Source organism: Mesorhizobium australafricanum (genome assembly GCF_033977265.1).
Taxonomy (GTDB): domain Bacteria; phylum Pseudomonadota; class Alphaproteobacteria; order Rhizobiales; family Rhizobiaceae; genus Mesorhizobium; species Mesorhizobium australafricanum.
In genome coordinates this window covers 131,298-147,893 of the sequence record NZ_JAVIIT010000013.1, presented here as the reverse complement: position 1 = coordinate 147,893, position 16,596 = coordinate 131,298, and the positions used below count along the sequence as shown (strand labels likewise).

16 protein-coding genes are annotated in these 16,596 nt (G+C 65.2%); 6 read left to right on the top strand and 10 right to left on the bottom strand.

All coding sequences use genetic code 11. The features are described 5' to 3' along the window. Positions 1 to 93: 93 nt before the first annotated feature. The 8 genes from RFM98_RS23185 to ehuR all read right to left on the bottom strand — a co-directional run bounded on the left by RFM98_RS23185 (position 94) and on the right by ehuR (position 7,690). Positions 94 to 1,086, bottom strand: coding sequence for a cyclodeaminase (locus RFM98_RS23185; protein ID WP_320311006.1), 993 nt, complete (start codon positions 1,084 to 1,086; stop codon positions 94 to 96). Beyond that, complete coding sequence (gene eutB / locus RFM98_RS23180) at positions 1,083 to 2,084, bottom strand: hydroxyectoine utilization dehydratase EutB (protein ID WP_320311005.1); 1,002 nt, start codon at positions 2,082 to 2,084, stop codon at positions 1,083 to 1,085. The genes RFM98_RS23185 and eutB overlap by 4 nt, the downstream gene beginning before the upstream one ends. Before the next feature lie 5 nt (positions 2,085 to 2,089). Continuing rightward, entirely contained in the window at positions 2,090 to 2,866 is a 777-nt protein-coding gene (eutA, locus tag RFM98_RS23175; RefSeq protein WP_320311040.1) for an ectoine utilization protein EutA, read from the bottom strand. A gap of 5 nt (positions 2,867 to 2,871) precedes the next feature. Beyond that, positions 2,872 to 3,531: an ectoine/hydroxyectoine ABC transporter permease subunit EhuD gene (gene ehuD, locus RFM98_RS23170; RefSeq protein ID WP_320311004.1), complete on the bottom strand. Its 660-nt coding sequence runs from the start codon at positions 3,529 to 3,531 to the stop codon at positions 2,872 to 2,874. Positions 3,532 to 3,547: 16 nt separating this feature from the next. After that, the gene (ehuC, locus tag RFM98_RS23165) at positions 3,548 to 4,207 is read right to left on the bottom strand and encodes an ectoine/hydroxyectoine ABC transporter permease subunit EhuC (protein WP_320311003.1); all 660 of its coding nucleotides are present in this window, start codon (positions 4,205 to 4,207) and stop codon (positions 3,548 to 3,550) included. Between the two features lie 207 nt (positions 4,208 to 4,414). Continuing rightward, entirely contained in the window at positions 4,415 to 5,266 is an 852-nt protein-coding gene (gene ehuB / locus RFM98_RS23160; protein ID WP_320311002.1) for an ectoine/hydroxyectoine ABC transporter substrate-binding protein EhuB, read from the bottom strand. Positions 5,267 to 5,391: 125 nt separating this feature from the next. Next, a complete protein-coding gene (gene ehuA / locus RFM98_RS23155; RefSeq protein WP_320216093.1) occupies positions 5,392 to 6,177 on the bottom strand; it encodes an ectoine/hydroxyectoine ABC transporter ATP-binding protein EhuA in 786 nt (261 codons plus the stop codon). A 127-nt stretch (positions 6,178 to 6,304) separates the two neighbouring features. Beyond that, complete coding sequence (gene ehuR / locus RFM98_RS23150) at positions 6,305 to 7,690, bottom strand: MocR-like ectoine utilization transcription factor EhuR (RefSeq protein WP_320311001.1); 1,386 nt, start codon at positions 7,688 to 7,690, stop codon at positions 6,305 to 6,307. An 82-nt stretch (positions 7,691 to 7,772) separates the two neighbouring features. On the opposite strand from ehuR, the gene RFM98_RS23145 reads away from it, so the two are divergent. The 4 genes from RFM98_RS23145 to RFM98_RS23130 all read left to right on the top strand — a co-directional run bounded on the left by RFM98_RS23145 (position 7,773) and on the right by RFM98_RS23130 (position 12,592). Further along, positions 7,773 to 8,261 (top strand): Lrp/AsnC family transcriptional regulator, encoded by a 489-nt coding sequence (locus RFM98_RS23145; protein ID WP_320311000.1) that lies wholly within the window; start codon positions 7,773 to 7,775, stop codon positions 8,259 to 8,261. Positions 8,262 to 8,513: 252 nt separating this feature from the next. Next, positions 8,514 to 10,007 (top strand): NAD-dependent succinate-semialdehyde dehydrogenase, encoded by a 1,494-nt coding sequence (locus RFM98_RS23140; protein WP_320310999.1) that lies wholly within the window; start codon positions 8,514 to 8,516, stop codon positions 10,005 to 10,007. Between the two features lie 35 nt (positions 10,008 to 10,042). Next, positions 10,043 to 11,422, top strand: a complete 1,380-nt coding sequence (locus RFM98_RS23135; RefSeq protein ID WP_320310998.1) for an aspartate aminotransferase family protein — start codon at positions 10,043 to 10,045, stop codon at positions 11,420 to 11,422. A 69-nt stretch (positions 11,423 to 11,491) separates the two neighbouring features. Then, the gene (locus RFM98_RS23130) at positions 11,492 to 12,592 is read left to right on the top strand and encodes an alcohol dehydrogenase family protein (protein ID WP_320310997.1); all 1,101 of its coding nucleotides are present in this window, start codon (positions 11,492 to 11,494) and stop codon (positions 12,590 to 12,592) included. 105 nt (positions 12,593 to 12,697) lie between these two features. Here RFM98_RS23130 and RFM98_RS23125 read toward each other — a convergent pair whose 3' ends face one another. Then, the gene (locus tag RFM98_RS23125) at positions 12,698 to 14,554 is read right to left on the bottom strand and encodes a sigma-54-dependent Fis family transcriptional regulator (protein WP_320310996.1); all 1,857 of its coding nucleotides are present in this window, start codon (positions 14,552 to 14,554) and stop codon (positions 12,698 to 12,700) included. 226 nt (positions 14,555 to 14,780) lie between these two features. Here RFM98_RS23125 and RFM98_RS23120 point away from each other — a divergent pair, with 226 nt between their 5' ends. Beyond that, positions 14,781 to 15,833: an NAD(P)-dependent alcohol dehydrogenase gene (locus RFM98_RS23120; RefSeq protein WP_320310995.1), complete on the top strand. Its 1,053-nt coding sequence runs from the start codon at positions 14,781 to 14,783 to the stop codon at positions 15,831 to 15,833. Between the two features lie 225 nt (positions 15,834 to 16,058). After that, positions 16,059 to 16,352 (top strand): ribbon-helix-helix domain-containing protein, encoded by a 294-nt coding sequence (locus RFM98_RS23115; RefSeq protein ID WP_320216085.1) that lies wholly within the window; start codon positions 16,059 to 16,061, stop codon positions 16,350 to 16,352. Between the two features lie 50 nt (positions 16,353 to 16,402). Here RFM98_RS23115 and RFM98_RS23110 read toward each other — a convergent pair whose 3' ends face one another. After that, positions 16,403 to 16,588, bottom strand: coding sequence for a hypothetical protein (locus tag RFM98_RS23110; RefSeq protein ID WP_320310994.1), 186 nt, complete (start codon positions 16,586 to 16,588; stop codon positions 16,403 to 16,405). Positions 16,589 to 16,596 lie beyond the last annotated feature (8 nt).

The following is a 16,596-nucleotide window of genomic DNA, read 5'->3' as shown; positions in this document are numbered from 1 at the left end:
GTCGTTGAATCCGGCTCGTCGTCTGTTTCTTGTTTGAGCGTGATCCTTTCGGAAAACCGGTTCCCACTTTTTCCAATCACGCTCTGGCCAGCATCAGCTTTCAAAGACGGTTCCGGCATCGGCTGCTCGGGCACGGTCGCGGGCTAAAGTGGCGATCGCGGTGTCCTGCACGCCGGTGCCGGTGAGGTCGGCGATGGTGATGTCGCTTGCCGTGCGCCGGCCGTGCCTGTCGCCGGCAATGATCTGGCCGAGTTCGGTGACCTCCGCGTCGGCGGCAAAGACCGCCGCTTCGATGGCGTGGTGGAGTTCGCCGAGGCGCCGCGTCTGCTTCGCGCTGTCGGCGACATAGAGGTCGGCCATGCGCAGGATCGCCGGCGCGATCTCGTTCTTGTGCTCGGCATCCGAGCCCATGGCGGTGATATGCTGGCCGGCGGAGACGAAGCCAGGCTTGATCAGCGGCTCGGTCGAGGGCGTCGTGGTGACGATGATGTCGGCGCCGGCTGCCGCGTTCGCCGCATCCGGCTCGGCTCGCACCATGATGCCCAGCTTCTCGCGCAGACGCGCGGCGGTTGCCTCGGCCTTGGCGGCATCGCGCGCCCAGATGCGCGCCTCCGCGATCGGCCTGACCAGGCGCAGGGCTTCCAATTGCAGGCCCGCCTGCAAACCGGCACCGAAGATCGCCGCTACGGTGGAGTCTTCGCGCGACAAATGCCTGGCCGCGACCGCGCCGGCGGCGGCAGTGCGGATATCGGTCAGATAGCCATTGTCGAGCAGCAGCGCTTCGACCACGCCGGTTTTTGCCGAAAGCAGCACCATCATGCCGCCGCCGCTCGGCAGGCCGAGTTTCGGATTGTCGAAGAAGCCGGAGCTTATCTTGACGGCGAAACCGTCGATGCCGGGCACATAGGCGGATTTCACGTCGACCTCGCCGCGATGCTCGGGAATGTCGAGCCGCAGAATCGGCGGCATCGCCACCGGCAGCGTGGCCAAAGCGCGAAAAGCGTTCTCGATGCAGGCGACGGCGTCCAGATCGAGCGTCACGATCCTGCGCAGTTCCGCTTCGGTGAGGATGGTCATGCGGCTCATGCGACGCGCTCCGTCTGTGCGGCATCGCCGCAGACGATGCGACGGTGCAACTCCATGTCTATGTTGCGGCCAGACAGGATGGCCACCATCGGTCCGTTCGCCTTGACCTTGCCGGCAAGCAGCGCGCCGATGCCGACGGCGCCGGCGCCTTCGACGATCTCGCGCTCCCGCTCATAGGCATGGCGGATGCCGGCGGCGATCTCATCCTCGGAAAGCAGGATGACGTCGTCGAGCAGGCACCGGCACATGGCAAAGGTCAGCCGGTTGTCGAGGCCGATGCCGCCGCCGAGCGAGTCCGCCAGCGTCGGCAGTTCCTCGACCTGCACGGGCCGACCCGCATCGAGGCTGGCTTTCATCGCGGCACCGCGCGCCATCGAGATGCCGATGACTTTCGTGCTTGGGCTCACGCCTTTGACCGCTGCCGCCACACCGGACGCCAGCCCGCCGCCGGAGAGCGGCACCAGCACTGCCGAGGCATCCGGAACCTGCTCCATGATCTCAAGTCCGAGCGTGCCTTGCCCGGCGATGATGTCGGGGTGGTCGAAGGGCGGCAGCATGACCAGCCCTTCTTCCGCCACCAGCCTGTCGACTTCCTGCTGGGCGTCGTCCTGGCTGTTGCCGACAATGCGGACATCCGCGCCGAGGCGGCGGATGGCGTCGAGCTTGTTTTGCGGCACCAGCTTCGACATGCAGATCACCGCGCGTATACCTTCGAGCTTGGCCGCATGTGCCAGCGCACGGCCGTGATTGCCGGTCGAGGCGGCGACGACGCCGCGCGCTTTCTCCTGCGGGCTCAACGTCGCGACGGCGTTGGAAGCGCCGCGCAGCTTGAACGCGCCGGTGGCCTGGTGATGTTCCAGCTTGAGGTGGACGGGATGGCCGGCACGATCAGAGAGGCTTTGCGACACCACAGCGGGTGTCCGCTCGACCTTGCCGGCAATGCGTTCGCGCGCGGCCCGGATATGCTGAAGCGTGACTGGTATTTCGTTCGCGGGCATTTCGATCACGCAGCCAGCGGCTTCGTCATCAGCCGGCCGAACTCTGGCCGCGATGTGTCGTCGCCGCAGAGCCGCAGGCAATTCCAGGCGCTGGCCTGGTTGCTGGTGACGACCGGGCGCCCGATCGCCTCTTCCATGCCGGGAACCGCGAGCGCGGCGCGCAGTGCCGTGCACGAGACGAACAGCGCATCGGCCTGTGGATGCGTGACCTTGCGCGCCATCTCGACAAGGGACGCCGGCGTGATGCGCGCCATCTCGCGGTCGTCCTCGAAGCCGAGGCAGGTGAAGCTCCGGATGTCGAAGCCATGCGCCGCGAAATAGGCGGCCATCGGGCGGCTGGTCTCGACGGTATAGGGGGTGAGAATGCTGATGCGCTTGACGCCGAAGGCATTCAGGCCGCGCATACCGGCCATTGGCGGGGTGACCACTGGCACGCCGGGCTTGGCCGCCTGGATCGCAGCTTCGATCTCGGCGTCGCCGATCACCACCGAAGCAGACGTGCAGGAATAGCAGACGGCGTCGAGCGGCTCGTCTGGCAGGATCAGCGCCGCGCCCGCCGAAAGCGACGGCTGCATCTTGCGCAGGTTTTCCGGCGTCGTCGGATTGGCGTAGGGGATGCGCGCGACATAGACGCCGATCCGCTCGCTCGCCACCATGCGGCGGAAGTCTATCTCGCTGGTATGGTCGGTCGCCAGAGCGATCAGCCCAACGCGTTTTTCCAGCGGACGCGCGTCAAGTGTCAAGCGCGCCGTTTCGAGGCGGATCTCGGGCAATGCTTTCATGACTTTCATCTTTCGATCCTGCCGTAACGGTGCTCCAGCCAGCGCAACAGCACGACGGAGCAGAGGCTGATGACGAGGAAGAAGGCGCCAACCAGCGTCATCGGCTCGATGTAGCGGTAGTAGGTGTTGGCGACGCTCTTGGCCTGGTTCATCAGCTCCAGCACGGTGATCGCCGAGAGCAGCGGCGTCTCCTTGAACATGGCGATGAAGTAGTTGGCCAAAGCCGGGATCATCGGCGGTATCGCCTGCGGCAGGATGATGTGCGTCCAGGTATGGTGGCCGCTCAGATTGCACGCCTTGGCCGCCTCCCACTGGCCGCGCGGCACGTTATCGATGCCGGCGCGGTAGACCTCGGCCGTGTAGGTGCCGTAGTGCATGCCAAGCCCGATGACGCCCGCCACTAGCGGCGGCAACAGGATGCCGATGTCGGGTAGTACGTAGAAGATGAAATAGAGCTGCACCAGAAGCGGCGTGCCGCGAATGAATTCGGCGAACCAGCCGACGCTGCGCGACACGAGCCGATTCTCCGAGCGCCGCGCCAATGCGATGGCCAGTCCCACGATCGCCGCCATCACCGAGCCGAGCATTGTCGCCAGGATGGTGATCTTCACGCCCTGGAGCAGGGTCGGCATGATCTCCCGGACGAAGTTCCAATCCCAATCCATTACTTGGCCCAACCCATCAGACACGCACTCCGTCGAGGCCGCGCGCCATGCGGCGCTCCAGCGTGCGCACGCCCCACGAAATGGTCAACGCGAGCGCGAAATAGATCACCAGCACGGAGACGAAGGGCATCAGCGTGCTGCCCGTCTGCGAGCGCACCACCTGCGCCTGGAAGGTGAGGTCGGCGAGCGAGATCAGCGAAACGACCGACGTCGCCTTGAGCAGCTCGATGGCGTTGTTGCCGAAGGTCGGCAGCATGACGAGCAGCGCCTGCGGTAGGATGACGTGGCGCATGCCTTGCCAACGGCCGAGATTGAGCGCCGTGCAGGCTTCGTATTGCTCGCGGCCGACCGACAGGATGGCGCCGCGCACGACTTCCGCCGCGTAGGCGCCGACATTCAAGCCCAACGCCAGCACGCCAGCCTGCAATGGTGTCAGCGACAGGCCGGCGAAGGGCAGCACGAAATAGGCCCAGAACAATTGGACAAAGATCGACGTGCCGCGGAAGAATTCGATGTAGACCGTGGCCAGCGACCGTACGATGAAGAAGCGCGACAGTCGCCCCATGCCGGCAAGGAAGGCCATGATCAGCGCGAGCACCGACCCCATCAGCGTCAGCTCGATGGTGACAAGCGCTCCCTGCAATATCAGGCCGAGATAGCCGGACCACTGGGTCATTGGGTTCCAACGTTTGCGGTTTAGTTCCTTCTCCCCGTTCAACGGGGAGAAGTTGCCGGTTTATCCTCCGTAGCTGCAGCGCAGCTGCTGCGGAGGACGGGCAGGCAGATGAGGGGCGGAGCCAGCTTTGCAAAACTTGGCGCTGCCCCTCATCCGGCCCTTTGGGCCACCTTCTCCCCGTGAACGGGGAGAAGGAAAAGCCGCGCCTTACTTGGCCGCGCAGAGCTTCTCGCGCGTCGTCGACATCGCCGCCTTGGCGGAGAAGCCGTAGGGCTCGATGATCTTGGCGAACTCGCCGGACTTCTTCATCTTGGCGAGCTCGACGTCATAGGCATCGCGCAGCGCCTCGTCGCCTTTCTTGAAGGCCGCGACATCGCAATAGACCGGCGCGCCCTGCACCGGCGCGATCACTTCGAGGTTCGGGTCATTGGCCTTCTTCATCAGGTCGTTGATCGACAGGACCGGCAGCGAATAGGCGTCGATGCGGCCGTCTTGCACCATCTTCAGGCCGCTCTGGCCATCCGGCACGACGATGACGCGATCACGCGGCACGCCGGCATTGAGCGCCAGCTTCTCCTCGGTGCCGCCGCCCGGCGCGCCGACGGTCGCCGACGTGTCCTTGGCGATGTCCTCATAGCTCTTGAAGCCCTTCGGATTGCCCTTCTTCACCAGCATCGCTTCGGCATCGCACAGCACCGGCTCGGAGTAGGCGACCGCCGCGCAGCGCTCCGGCTTCATGAACAGGCCGGCGGTGACGACGTCGAAGCGGCCGGCCTGCAGGCCCGGGATCATGGCGCCATATTCGGAGATGGATGCGACGATGTCGTTGACTCCGAGGCGCTTGAAGATTTCGCGCGCCACGTCCGGCGCCGCGCCCGAGACCTTGCCGTCGGCGGCCACCGCCGTATAGGGCGGCTCGTTCGCGATGGCGACGCGGGCGAAGCCTTGCCCCTTGAGCTGCTCCAGCTTGGCGTCGTCGGCCGAACGCGCACCGGAGGCAAGCAGCATTGCGCTCACTGCGAGGCCGGCGGCGCCAGCCAGAATGCCAAGTTTCTTCATTGTTCCCAACTCCTTGTTTCTCTTCTTTGGTTCGCTCGGTTTGGGCGGTCAGGCCCGAGGGCGGGTTCGCCGCCCGGGACGGCTTCGCCGCCCATTGAGGACGACTACGTCGTCTTGCATTGCGGTCAGACGCGATGTCCGGCCGCGATGATCTTCTTCAGGAAGCTCTGTGTTCTTTCCTGCTTGGGATGGCGGAAAATCTCATCGGGCTTGCCTTCCTCGACGATCCGGCCGCGGTCGAAGAACAGCACGCGGTCGGCAAAGTCGTGGGCGAAGCCCATCTCGTGAGTGACTAAAAGCATCGTCATGTCGGTCTCGGCGGCGAGCTTGCGCATGACGTTGAGCACTTCCTCGACGAGCTCAGGATCGAGCGCCGAGGTGACCTCGTCGAACAGCATGATCTTGGGCGACAGGGCGAGAGCACGGGCAATCGCCACGCGCTGCTTCTGGCCGCCGGAAAGCTGCGCCGGCATGCTCTTGGCCTTGTCGGCCAGGCCGACCATGTCGAGCAGTTCCATCGCCCGCTTCTCGGCGGCGGCGCGCGCGACCCCCTTGGTCAGCATTGGCGCCAGGGTCACGTTGTCCATGACGCATTTGTGCGGAAACAGATTGAAGAGCTGGAAGACCATGCCGATCTTCTGGCGCATCCTGGCCAGGTGTCGTTCGTTGGCCGGCAGCAGCTGGCCGTTGCGCTCCATGTGGTAGAGCTGCTCGCCGTCGACCTGGATGTGGCCGCCGTCGATCTTCTCCAGCGTCATCAGGATACGCAGGATCGTCGTCTTGCCGGAGCCGGAGGGACCGATCAGTGCCAGCTTCTCGCCGGGCATGACTTGCATCGACAGGCCGTCCAGCACCTTGAAAGCGCCGAAGCTCTTCGAAATCGCATCAACCTTGATGATGGGCGCGGGCAATCCATTTCCCCGTTCTGGAGAAGCTTCTGCCCTTAACGATGCGGAACGCGTCAAATCATGTCAATTAGGAAAATAATATCATGACAATATTTCCGGCGTGGCGCAAATTTCAGGGCAATCTAGGGCATCAGATGGCGAGCAGGAGATGCTCCGGATCGCCGAGCAGCAGCTTGGCGACAACGCTCAAGCCGGCGCGCAGTTCCCCCTCGGTGGTCGATCCAAGCGAGATACGCACGGCCGGATGCCAGGGCGTGTCGGCGATACGAAACGAGGTCCCCGGCGCGATTGCCACCCCGCGCAGGCGCGCCTGTGCGACAAAACTTTCCTCCGAGCGGTCGCCTGGCAGCTCGAGCCACAGATGCAGCCCATCGCGGTGGACGCGGTAGTCGACGCCCGCCAGCATTTCGGCGGCAATCTCCTGGCGCCGCTTCAACGCTATGCGCTGCCAGTTGACCAGTTCCATTGCGGTGCCGTCGGTCACCCAGCGGGTGGCGATTTCCGCCACCATCGGCGTCGCCATCCAGTTTGAGACGAGATGGCGATTGGCGACGGCGGCCACATAGCGATCCGGCACCGCCAGATAACCGATGCGCAGTCCGGGTACGGTGATCTTGGTGAAGGAGGTGACGTAAAGCGTGCGCTCCGGCGCAAAGGCAGCAACCGCGGCCGGCCGGCCTTCGACCAGCGGTCCAAGCACGTCGTTCTCGATGATCGCGATGTCGTGCTTGCGGGCAACCGCGGCAATCTGCTCGCGACGGGTGGCATCCATCAAGGTCGCAGTCGGATTGATCACCGACGGCTGGACGAAGACGGCGCGGATATCCGACAGGCGGCAAGCCTCGTCGAGCGCTTCGGGGATCAGCCCGTTGCCGTCGATCGGCAGGCCTTCGAGGTTGAAGCCGAGATAACGCGCAAGCGGCACCAGCGTGTGGTGGCCGATCGCCTCGGTGGCGACGGTCGAGCCGGGCGGTGCCACGCTCATCAGCGCCACCGTCATGCCGGCGGTGGCGCCGTTGGTCAGGCTGACATTCTGCGGCGACGCTTCGAGGCCGCAGAGCTTCAGCCATTCGACCGCGACCGCGCGGTGGCGCGGGAACACCATGTTCGGCCGGAACGATAGCGCCGAGCTCGACGGCAAGTTCTCGGCCAGCCAGCCCAGCGCCTGCTTCAATTTCTCCAGATGCATCGGCTCGCAGACCGGCTTCAGGATCGAGAGGTCGATGACCTCGCCCAGCCGTTCCGGAATATAGGGCGGCTCCGGCTCGCGGCGCTGCGTCTGCACGAAGCTGCCACGGCCGACCTCGCCGGAAATCAGCCCGCGGCGGATCAATTCCTCGTAGGCGCGGCTGACGGTCTGCACCGAAAGTTTGAGATCGTCCGCCAGCCGGCGATGGGTCGGTAACTGCGCGCCATTGGCCAGCCGCCCGTCATGGATGGCGCGCGCGAACTGGTCGGCCAGCGAGAGGTAGGCCGGCCGGCGGATGAGAGCAGGATCTGGCTGCCATAATGTCATGACTTATTAGAGATCGAAATCAGTGCAATTGACAATCGAAATAATGCATCGTCATGGTGTCCGCAACGAAAGGCGACACCGCATGGCGGCAGGCAAACTCGACCCGATCGACCTCAGGATTCTCGACGCCATCCAGCGCGATGGGCGCATCACCAAGCTGGCGCTGGCCGAGAAGGTCGGCCTGTCGCCGACGCCATGCTGGATGCGGCTGCGCAAGCTGGAGAAAGCCGGCATCGTCTCCGGCTACCACGCCACGATCGCCATGCGCGTCATCGCGCCGGTGGCGACGGTGCTGATGGAGGTGACCCTGGCCAACCACCGCCAGGCCGACTTCGACCGTTTCGAGCGGGTGGTGCGCGATGTCCCGGAAATCGTCGCCTGCTGGTCGGTAGGCGGCGGCGTCGACTACGTGCTCAAAGTGATGGCCCGCGACATCGACGCCTATCAGCGGCTGGTCGACAGCCTGCTCGATCGCGAGATCGGCATCGACCGTTATTTCACGTACATCGTCACCAAGACGGTCAAGGACGAGACCGTGCTGCCAGTCGCCGGTCTGCTGCCGGAGCAATGAACGCCATCGTCATCCACGGGCGAAGCAAGGAGCGAAGCGACGCGGGATCCATGCCGCGACCTTGAGGCGCCGCTACGGCGCAGAATTCTGCTCGGCCAATTTTCAAGGTTCGCCGCCGCCTGCTGGCCGGTCAGCTAGAGAGATCGTCTACGTCCATGCGCCTATAGAGAGAATCTCTCCACCGACAGGGGTCGAAACAGCCTCATTCTTTGCGCGGCCTGGCTCATGCTCCGACATCGAATGGAGATGCCGATGTCCGCGCATTTTGCCCGCACCAACCACCATGAAGCGCTCGACCGGCTTGCCGATCGCCGGCTGTTGCGCGCGCTCGCCTATGTCGACGGCCACTGGACAGCGAGTGAAGCGGCGGCAAGCTTTGAAGTTACCGATCCGGCGACCGGGGCCACCGTCGCCTTCGTGGCCGCGCTCGATGCCGCCCAGACGACGAAGGCAATCAACGCCGCGGCGCGCGCCCTGTCGGCCTGGCGCTCGGCCCTGCCGCAGGAACACTCCAAAACCTTAAGAAAATGGTTCGAGCTGATCATCGCGGCCAAGGACGACCTGGCGCTGCTGATGACGCTGGAACAGGGCAAGCCGCTGAAGGAATCGCTTGGCGAGATCGACTACGCCGCGTCCTTCGTCGAGTGGTATGCCGAGGAAGCAAAGCGCCTCAATGCCGAAAGCGTCACCAGCCATCTGCCGAATGCTCAGATGAGCGTGCGCCGCGAGCCGCTCGGCGTTGTCGGCGTCGTCACGCCGTGGAATTTTCCGTCCGCCATGCTCACCCGCAAGGCCGCGGCCGCCCTTGCCGCCGGCTGCACGGTGGTGGCGCATCCGTCCTCGGAAACGCCGCTGTCGGCACTGGCGCTGGCTGAGCTCGGCGAGCGCGCCGGACTGCCGGCCGGCGTCTTCAACGTCGTCACCGGCGACGCGCGCACCATCGTCGGCGCGATGTGCGCCGACGCGCGGGTGCGCGCCATGAGCTTCACCGGCTCGACTGAAGTCGGCCGGTTGATTGCCGCGCAGAGCGCGCCGACGATGAAGCGGCTGGTGATGGAGCTCGGCGGCCACGCGCCGCTGATCGTGTTCGACGATGCCGATATCGACAAGGCGGTGGCGATCGCGCTCGATGCCAAATTCGCCACCTCCGGCCAGGACTGTCTTGCCGCCAACCGCATCTATGTGCAGCGGCCGATCTATGATCGCTTCTGCGCCGACTTCGCCCGTCGCATCGAGCAGCTGCGCACCGGCAACGGGTTATCCGCGGACGCGGAGATCGGGCCGCTGATGCATGAGCGAGCGGTCAAGAAGGTGGAGGAGCAGGTCGCCGACGCCGTCGCGCTCGGCGCGCGCTGCCTGACCGGCGGCAAGCGCCATGCGGCCGGCCCGCTGTTCTACCAGCCGACGTTGCTCATCGATGTGCCGGACGAGGCGCTGATCATGCATGAGGAAACGTTTGGTCCGGTCGCTGCCGTGACGCCGTTCGATGATGAAGCTGAAGTCGTCGACCGCGCCAACGCCACCGAATATGGCCTCGTCGCCTATGTCGTCACCGAGAACGGCGCTCGCCAGGCGCGCATGGGCCGGGCCCTGGAGTACGGCATGGTCGCGATCAACCGGGTGAAGATCACCGGCGCACCGATCCCGTTCGGCGGCGTCAAGCAGTCCGGCATCGGCCGCGAAGGCTCGCGCCACGGCCTCGAAGCCTTCACCGATCTGAAATACCTTTGTCTCGACGTAGCCTAGCGCACGCCGGAAGAATTCCCTGCAAGGAGAAAAAAATGCTCGAACAATCCAACGAACTTTCGGCCTGGGACCGCGACCACTTCTTCCATCCCTCGACGCATATGGGCACGCATGCGCGCGGTGAGAGCCCGACGCGCATCATGGCCGGCGGCGAAGGCGTCACCGTCTGGGACAACACCGGCAAGAAGAGCATCGATGCCTTTGCCGGTCTCTATTGCGTCAATGTCGGCTATGGCCGCCAGAAGATCGCCGATGCCATCGCAAGCCAAGCGAAGAACCTCGCTTACTACCATGCCTATGTCGGGCATGGCACCGAGGCCTCGATCCGGCTTTCCAAGATGATTATCGACCGCGCGCCTAAGGGCATGTCGCGGGTCTATTTCGGCCTCTCCGGTTCCGACGCCAACGAGACCAACATCAAGCTGATCTGGTACTACAACAATGTTCTCGGCCGGCCCGAGAAGAAGAAGATAATCTCGCGCTGGCGCGGCTATCATGGCTCGGGCGTCATGACCGGATCGCTGACCGGGCTCGACCTGTTCCACAACGCCTTCGACCTGCCGCGCGCGCCGATCCTGCACACCGAGGCGCCTTATTATTTCCGCCGCGCCGACCGCTCGATGAGCGAGGAGCAGTTCTCGCAACATTGCGCCGACAAGCTGGAGGAGATGATCCTTGCCGAAGGCCCGGACACGGTCGCGGCCTTCATCGGCGAGCCGATCCTCGGCACCGGCGGCATCGTGCCGCCGCCGGCCGGCTATTGGGAAAAAATCCAGAGCGTGCTGACCAAGTACGATGTGCTGCTCGTCGCCGACGAGGTGGTGACCGGCTTCGGCCGTCTCGGCACCATGTTCGGCTCCGACCATTACGGCATCAAGCCGGACCTGATCACCATCGCCAAGGGCCTGACCTCGGCCTATGCGCCGCTCTCCGGCGTCATCGTCTCCGACAAGGTCTGGCAGGTGCTGGTCAAGGGTTCCGACAAGCTCGGTTCGCTTGGCCATGGCTGGACCTATTCGGCTCATCCGATCTGCGTTGCCGCGGGTGTCGCCAATCTCGAGCTGATCGACGAGATGGATCTGGTGCGGAATGCGGGTGAGACCGGCGCCTATTTCCGCGCCGAGCTCGCCAAGGCTGTCGGCGACCACAGGAACGTCGGCGAGGTGCGCGGCGACGGCATGCTGGCCGCGGTGGAGTTCGTAAAGGATCGCGACGATCGTGCCTTCTTCGATCCGGCGCTGAAGGTCGGGCCGCAGATCGCCACCGCGCTAGCGGCAAGCGGCGTCATCGGCCGCGCCATGCCGCAAGGCGACATCCTTGGCTTCGCGCCGCCGCTCTGCCTGACGCGCGAGGAGGCCGACATCGTGGTGGCCAAGACCGCTGATGCCGTGAACGGCGTGTTTGCAAGCCTCTAAAGCAATTCCAGGACAAGTGTGAAACGGTTTTCCGTCCGGAATTGCGTGGAAACAAGTGACAGAAGCGATATGAATGCCATGACCAGAACCGTTCCAGCAACGATGGCCGCCGTGCAGCTTACGGGCCATGGCGGCCTGGAGAAGCTCGTCTACCGCACCGACGTGAAGGTGCCCGCGCCGGCCGCCGGCGAGGTGCTGGTCAAGGTCAGCGCCTGCGGCATGAACAACACCGATGTCTGGGTGCGCCAGGGCGCCTATGGCACGGAAGAGGATGCGGCGGCTGTGTCGACCTGGCGCCGTCAAGGCAACACGCTGACCTTTCCGCGCATCCAGGGCACCGACACGGTGGGCACCATTGTTGCCGTCGGCGAAGGGGTTTTCGCCGACCGCATCGGCGAACGCGTCATGGTCGACTTCTCGATCTATAACCGCGACGACGATTCGCTGGCCGACATCGACTATATGGGCCACGGCCGCGACGGCGGTTATGCCGAGTATCAGGCGCTGCCTGCCGAAAACGCGCATGTCGTCGACACTGATCTCAGCGATGTCGAGCTCGCCACCTTTTGCTGTGCCTATCTTACCGGCGAGCAGATGCTGGAGCGCGCGGGCTTGAAGGCTGGCGAGCGGGTTCTGGTCACCGGCGCGTCCGGCGGCGTCGGCTCGGGCATCGTGCAGCTGGCAAGGGCGCGCGGCGCCATCCCCTATGCCGTCGTCGGCAAGGGCAAGGAACAGGCCGTGCTCGACATCGGCGCCGAGAACGTGATCACGCGCGGCGTGGCCGACCTGCTCACCGCTGTCAACGAAGCGACGGGCGGCGAGCCCATCGATGTGGTCGCCGACCTGGTCGGTGGCGCCATCTTCAACGACCTCTTGCGCATCCTGCGGCCCGAAGGCTGCTACACCACGGCGGGCGCCATTGCCGGCCCGGTCGTGCAGCTCGATCTTCGCACCATGTATCTGAAGCAGCTCCAGCTCCACGGCTCGAGCCAGGGCACGCGCGCGGACTTCCGCCGCATCGTGCGCTACATCGAGGAAGGGAAGATCAAGCCGCTGGTCGGCGGCGTCTATAAACTGTCGGACTTCCACCGCGCCCAGACCGACTTCATGGGCAAGGACTTCGTCGGCAAGCTGGTGGTGGTGCCGGATGCGATGTGGAGCGGCGCCTGACCGCGCAAGGGGCGCAAGCAAGCGCCCTGTTGGCCTTGCCGTCGTCGGCATCGGCCCGGTCGCCTCATAGCGCTTAGCCTGCCGAACCCGCGCCGGAGGCGCCGATCACAGGTCGAGATGCTTGTAGACGGTGGTTCGCGAAAGGCCGAGTCGGCGCGCCGTTTCCGAAATATTTTCGGACGCATCGCGATAGGTCCGGCGAATTTCGCGGCACCTGCTCTCGTCGAGCGGGTGTCCGCGGCAGGCCGCGCAGCTGTCCGTTTGTTCCGGGTACGAGCAATCATCGAAGGATCCTTCGTCGACGAAATCCACGCCGCGGACAAGCGCGCGCTGCAGTGCCGCCTGCAGCTCGCGGATGTTGCCGGGCCACTTCCGCAGCGAAAGCGCCGTGATGGCGGCGTCGGTGATCGCCGCGTCCGGCGCGAGCTTGCGCATCAGGTGCCGCACGATCGAGGCGAAATCGGAACGCGCCTCCAGGGGCGGCAGATGCAGCGTGAAGGCGTTGAGGCGATAGAGCAGATCGGCGCGGAAGCTTCGCGCGGCGACCATTTCCGCAAGATCGCGGTTCGTGGCGGAGACGATCTGCACATCCACCCTGTGCGTGTGCTGGCCGCCGATCGCGCGGACTTCCATGGAATCGAGGAAGCGCAGCAGCGCGGTCTGGGCGGGCAGGGGGATGTCGGCGACCTCGTCGAGGAACAACGTGCCTCGGTCGGCGAGGCGCGCAAGGCCGGGCGATCCCTCGCTCCGGGCATTGGTATAGGCGCCGCGCTCATGTCCGAAGATCTCGGCTATGAAGAGCTGCTCCGGCACCGCGCCGCAGTTCACGGCGACGAATTCGCCTTTCCTGCCACTGACGGTGTGGACATGACGCGCCATCAATTCCTTGCCTGTTCCCGTCTCGCCCGTGATGTGGATCGGCATGCGCAGCGCGGCGGCCCGGCCGATCTCGGCCACGGCGCGCTTCAGGCTGCGATCCTCGCACACGAAATCGGGCGCGCGGTCATCATAAGCCGCGGGCGCGCCGCCGGACCGCCGCGCCGGTGCTACACGCCCGCCCGGGGCTATCTGGCGGCACACCATGAAGACGCCGCTGCCCGCCCGGTCGCGGATAGTGGTGATGCCGCCATTGAGCAGGCCGCTGATCGTGGCGCCGAAGCTTGCCTCGAACAACTGGTCGAAATGGCTGCCCGCGGCCACCGGGAGGCCCGCGAGCAGGGAGGTGCCGGGTCTGTTGAGCGAGATCACCTCGCCGTCGCGCGAGACGGCGACCAGCCCGGCCGAAAGCGTGTCCAGATATTCGGCGCGTGGGTGAAAGGCGAGGATGAAGCACTCCGTGCGTTCCTGGAAGATCAGGCCGTTTTCGATCTGCGCGGCCGCCATGCGCACCAGCGCGTGGGTATGCTGCTGGCGTGCCTCGTTGGAGCAGGATGCGTCGAGGAGGCCGAGGATCCGGCCGTTCGAATCGAGGATGGGAGCGGCCATGCAGCTCAAATGGCCGTGGCAGGCGAAATAGTGCTCGCGCCCGTAGACGGCGACGGCCTCCTTGCCGGCCGCGGCCAGCCCAAGCGCATTGGTCCCATACCACGCCTCGCTCCATATGCTGCCGGGGATGACGGATCGGCCGGCGGTGCTGTCGGCGAAGTGCTGATCGCTGATCGTGTCCAGCACCATGCCTTCGGCATCGCCGAGCGCGATGATAAAATTCGACCCGGCGATCTGGGAATGCAGCAGCTTCATCTCCGCCAGCGCCAGGCGGCGCAATGCCGCGACCTGCTCGCGCTTGCGGGTCACCTCGGCAAAGGCGATCACCTCGCCGTTCGGGACCGAGCGGGGATCGAGCCCGAGATCGCGGCAGCGCTGCCAGCTCTCGGCGATCACCGCCGGCAGCGTACCGCCCGGCAGCCGGTCTCCGCGTTCCAGCGCCTGGCGCGCGCGGTCAATTCCGGACAGGTGCAACATGGTTCCTCCGCAGCGCGGCGCGCCTGCGTGACGCGCCGCGACATCGACTTGAGCTTGGCTGGAAACTGAACAGCTTGCGCCGGGAACTGTTCAGCCGATGGACGGACGCGCCCCCGGTCCGGAATATCAAGCCATTGATTCTATTTGAATTTGTGATCTGGCATGCGGGTTGCTGATCTCTTGGTCGAAGGCCGGCGCAATGCCCGGGCCCGCGGAGGAGACAACAATGAAAGCCCAGGTTCTCACCAGATACGACGACAGCCTGACCGGGAGCGAATGGGTCTCCCAGCAGGAGGTCCCGGACCCGAAGATCACCAGGTCCACTGACGTGATCGTGCGCATCGGCGGCGCCGGCGTTTGCCGCACGGACCTGCACATCATCGAGGGTGTATGGCGCCCGCACATGGATCCGACCGGGGACGCCCTGCTGCCGCTGATCATGGGCCACGAGAATGCCGGCTGGGTCGAGGCGATCGGCAAGGAAGTCGAAGGCATCAAGGTCGGGGACCCGGTCATCGTCCATCCGAAGATCTCCGGCGGCACCTGCCTTGCGTGCCGCCGCGGCTTCGACATGCATGGTCCTGGAAAGTTTCCGGGGCTCGACTGCAATGGCGGCTACGCCGAATATCTTTGCACGTCCGAGCGCAACATCGTGGCGCTGCCGAAGACGCTGGCGCCGAAGGACGTCGCGCCCTACGCGGATGCGGGCCTGACGGCCTATCGTGCCGCCAAGAAGGCGAGCCGCCACCTGCTGCCGGGCGAAAGCTGCGTGGTGATCGGCGCGGGCGGCCTGGGGCACATCGGCATCCAGTGCCTCAAGGCGATGTGCGCGGCGGACGTGATCGTTGTCGACAAATCGGACGACTCGCTGACACTCGCCGGACGCATCGGCGCCGACAAGCTGGTCAAGGCGGACGGCAACGAGGTCGAGGCCGTTCTGGCGCTGACGGATGGCCAGGGCGCCGAGGCCGTCATCGATTTCGTCGGCGAGAAAGGCACCACCGCCAGGGGCCTGGCAATGACCCGGCCGATGGGCAGCTACTATGTCGTCGGCTATGGCGAGGACATCAAGGTTCCGACCGTCGACATGGTCATCACCGAGAAGAACATCATCGGCAATCTGGTCGGCACCTGGGCTGAACTCGTCGAGCTCATGGCGCTGGCCGATCGCGGCCTGGTCGACCTGACGACGGTCGAATACCGGCTCACCGACGCCAACAGGGCGCTGCATGATCTCCACCACGGCAAGATCCACGGCCGCGCGGTGCTCATTCCCTGACGGGGGGAATGCAATCCCGGGCCCGGTCGCGCGATCGACGCGCGGCCGGGTCCAAAACGCCGAACCCTGTCGCGGGGCAGCGCATGGTTGCCTCGCGTCGCTTCCGCGCATCAGGAGGCTGTCATGCCGTCCGTTGGCATCAATGAAAGCTGGAGCCGCGCAAACAAGGCCTGGGCAGGTCGCGCCCGGATCGGCGCCGCTCCCCGAAGCATACCGGGAGGAGACATGTGCAAGCTCCTGGCCAGGCACGATCCGCGTCGCTTCAGGCAGACCAGCCGGTCCCTGCGCATCTCGGGACAATCGACCAGCATCAGGCTGGAAACGGCGTTCTGGGAGATACTGGATGCCATCGCGGTCGGCGAAGGCATATCGGTATCGCGTCTCGTCGCCTCGCTTTACGACGAGGCCATGGACCTGCACGGCGAGGTCGCGAACTTCGCGTCGCTCCTGCGCACGATCTGCCTCATCTATCAGGGCGAGCGCGCCGAGATGGCAATCCGCCGGCATCCGCCGGCGTGATGCCTTTCCGGCTGTGGTCGCCACGGCGCCGCCGCCGCGGCAGGGCGCTGTCACGATGGCGTTCCCGCGCGCGCTTCGCCGCCGATGCGGTTTTCCGCGATCCAGCGGGCCGCGAGCACCAGCGCGCCCATCGAAAAGTCCTTGCCGTGCTTGGCCACCATCTCTTCCGACAGCCTGGCAAGCTGCTGGAAGAAAGCGTCCTTGCTCAGTTCTTCCGGGGTCAACTGTGTCTGCATCGTTTCCT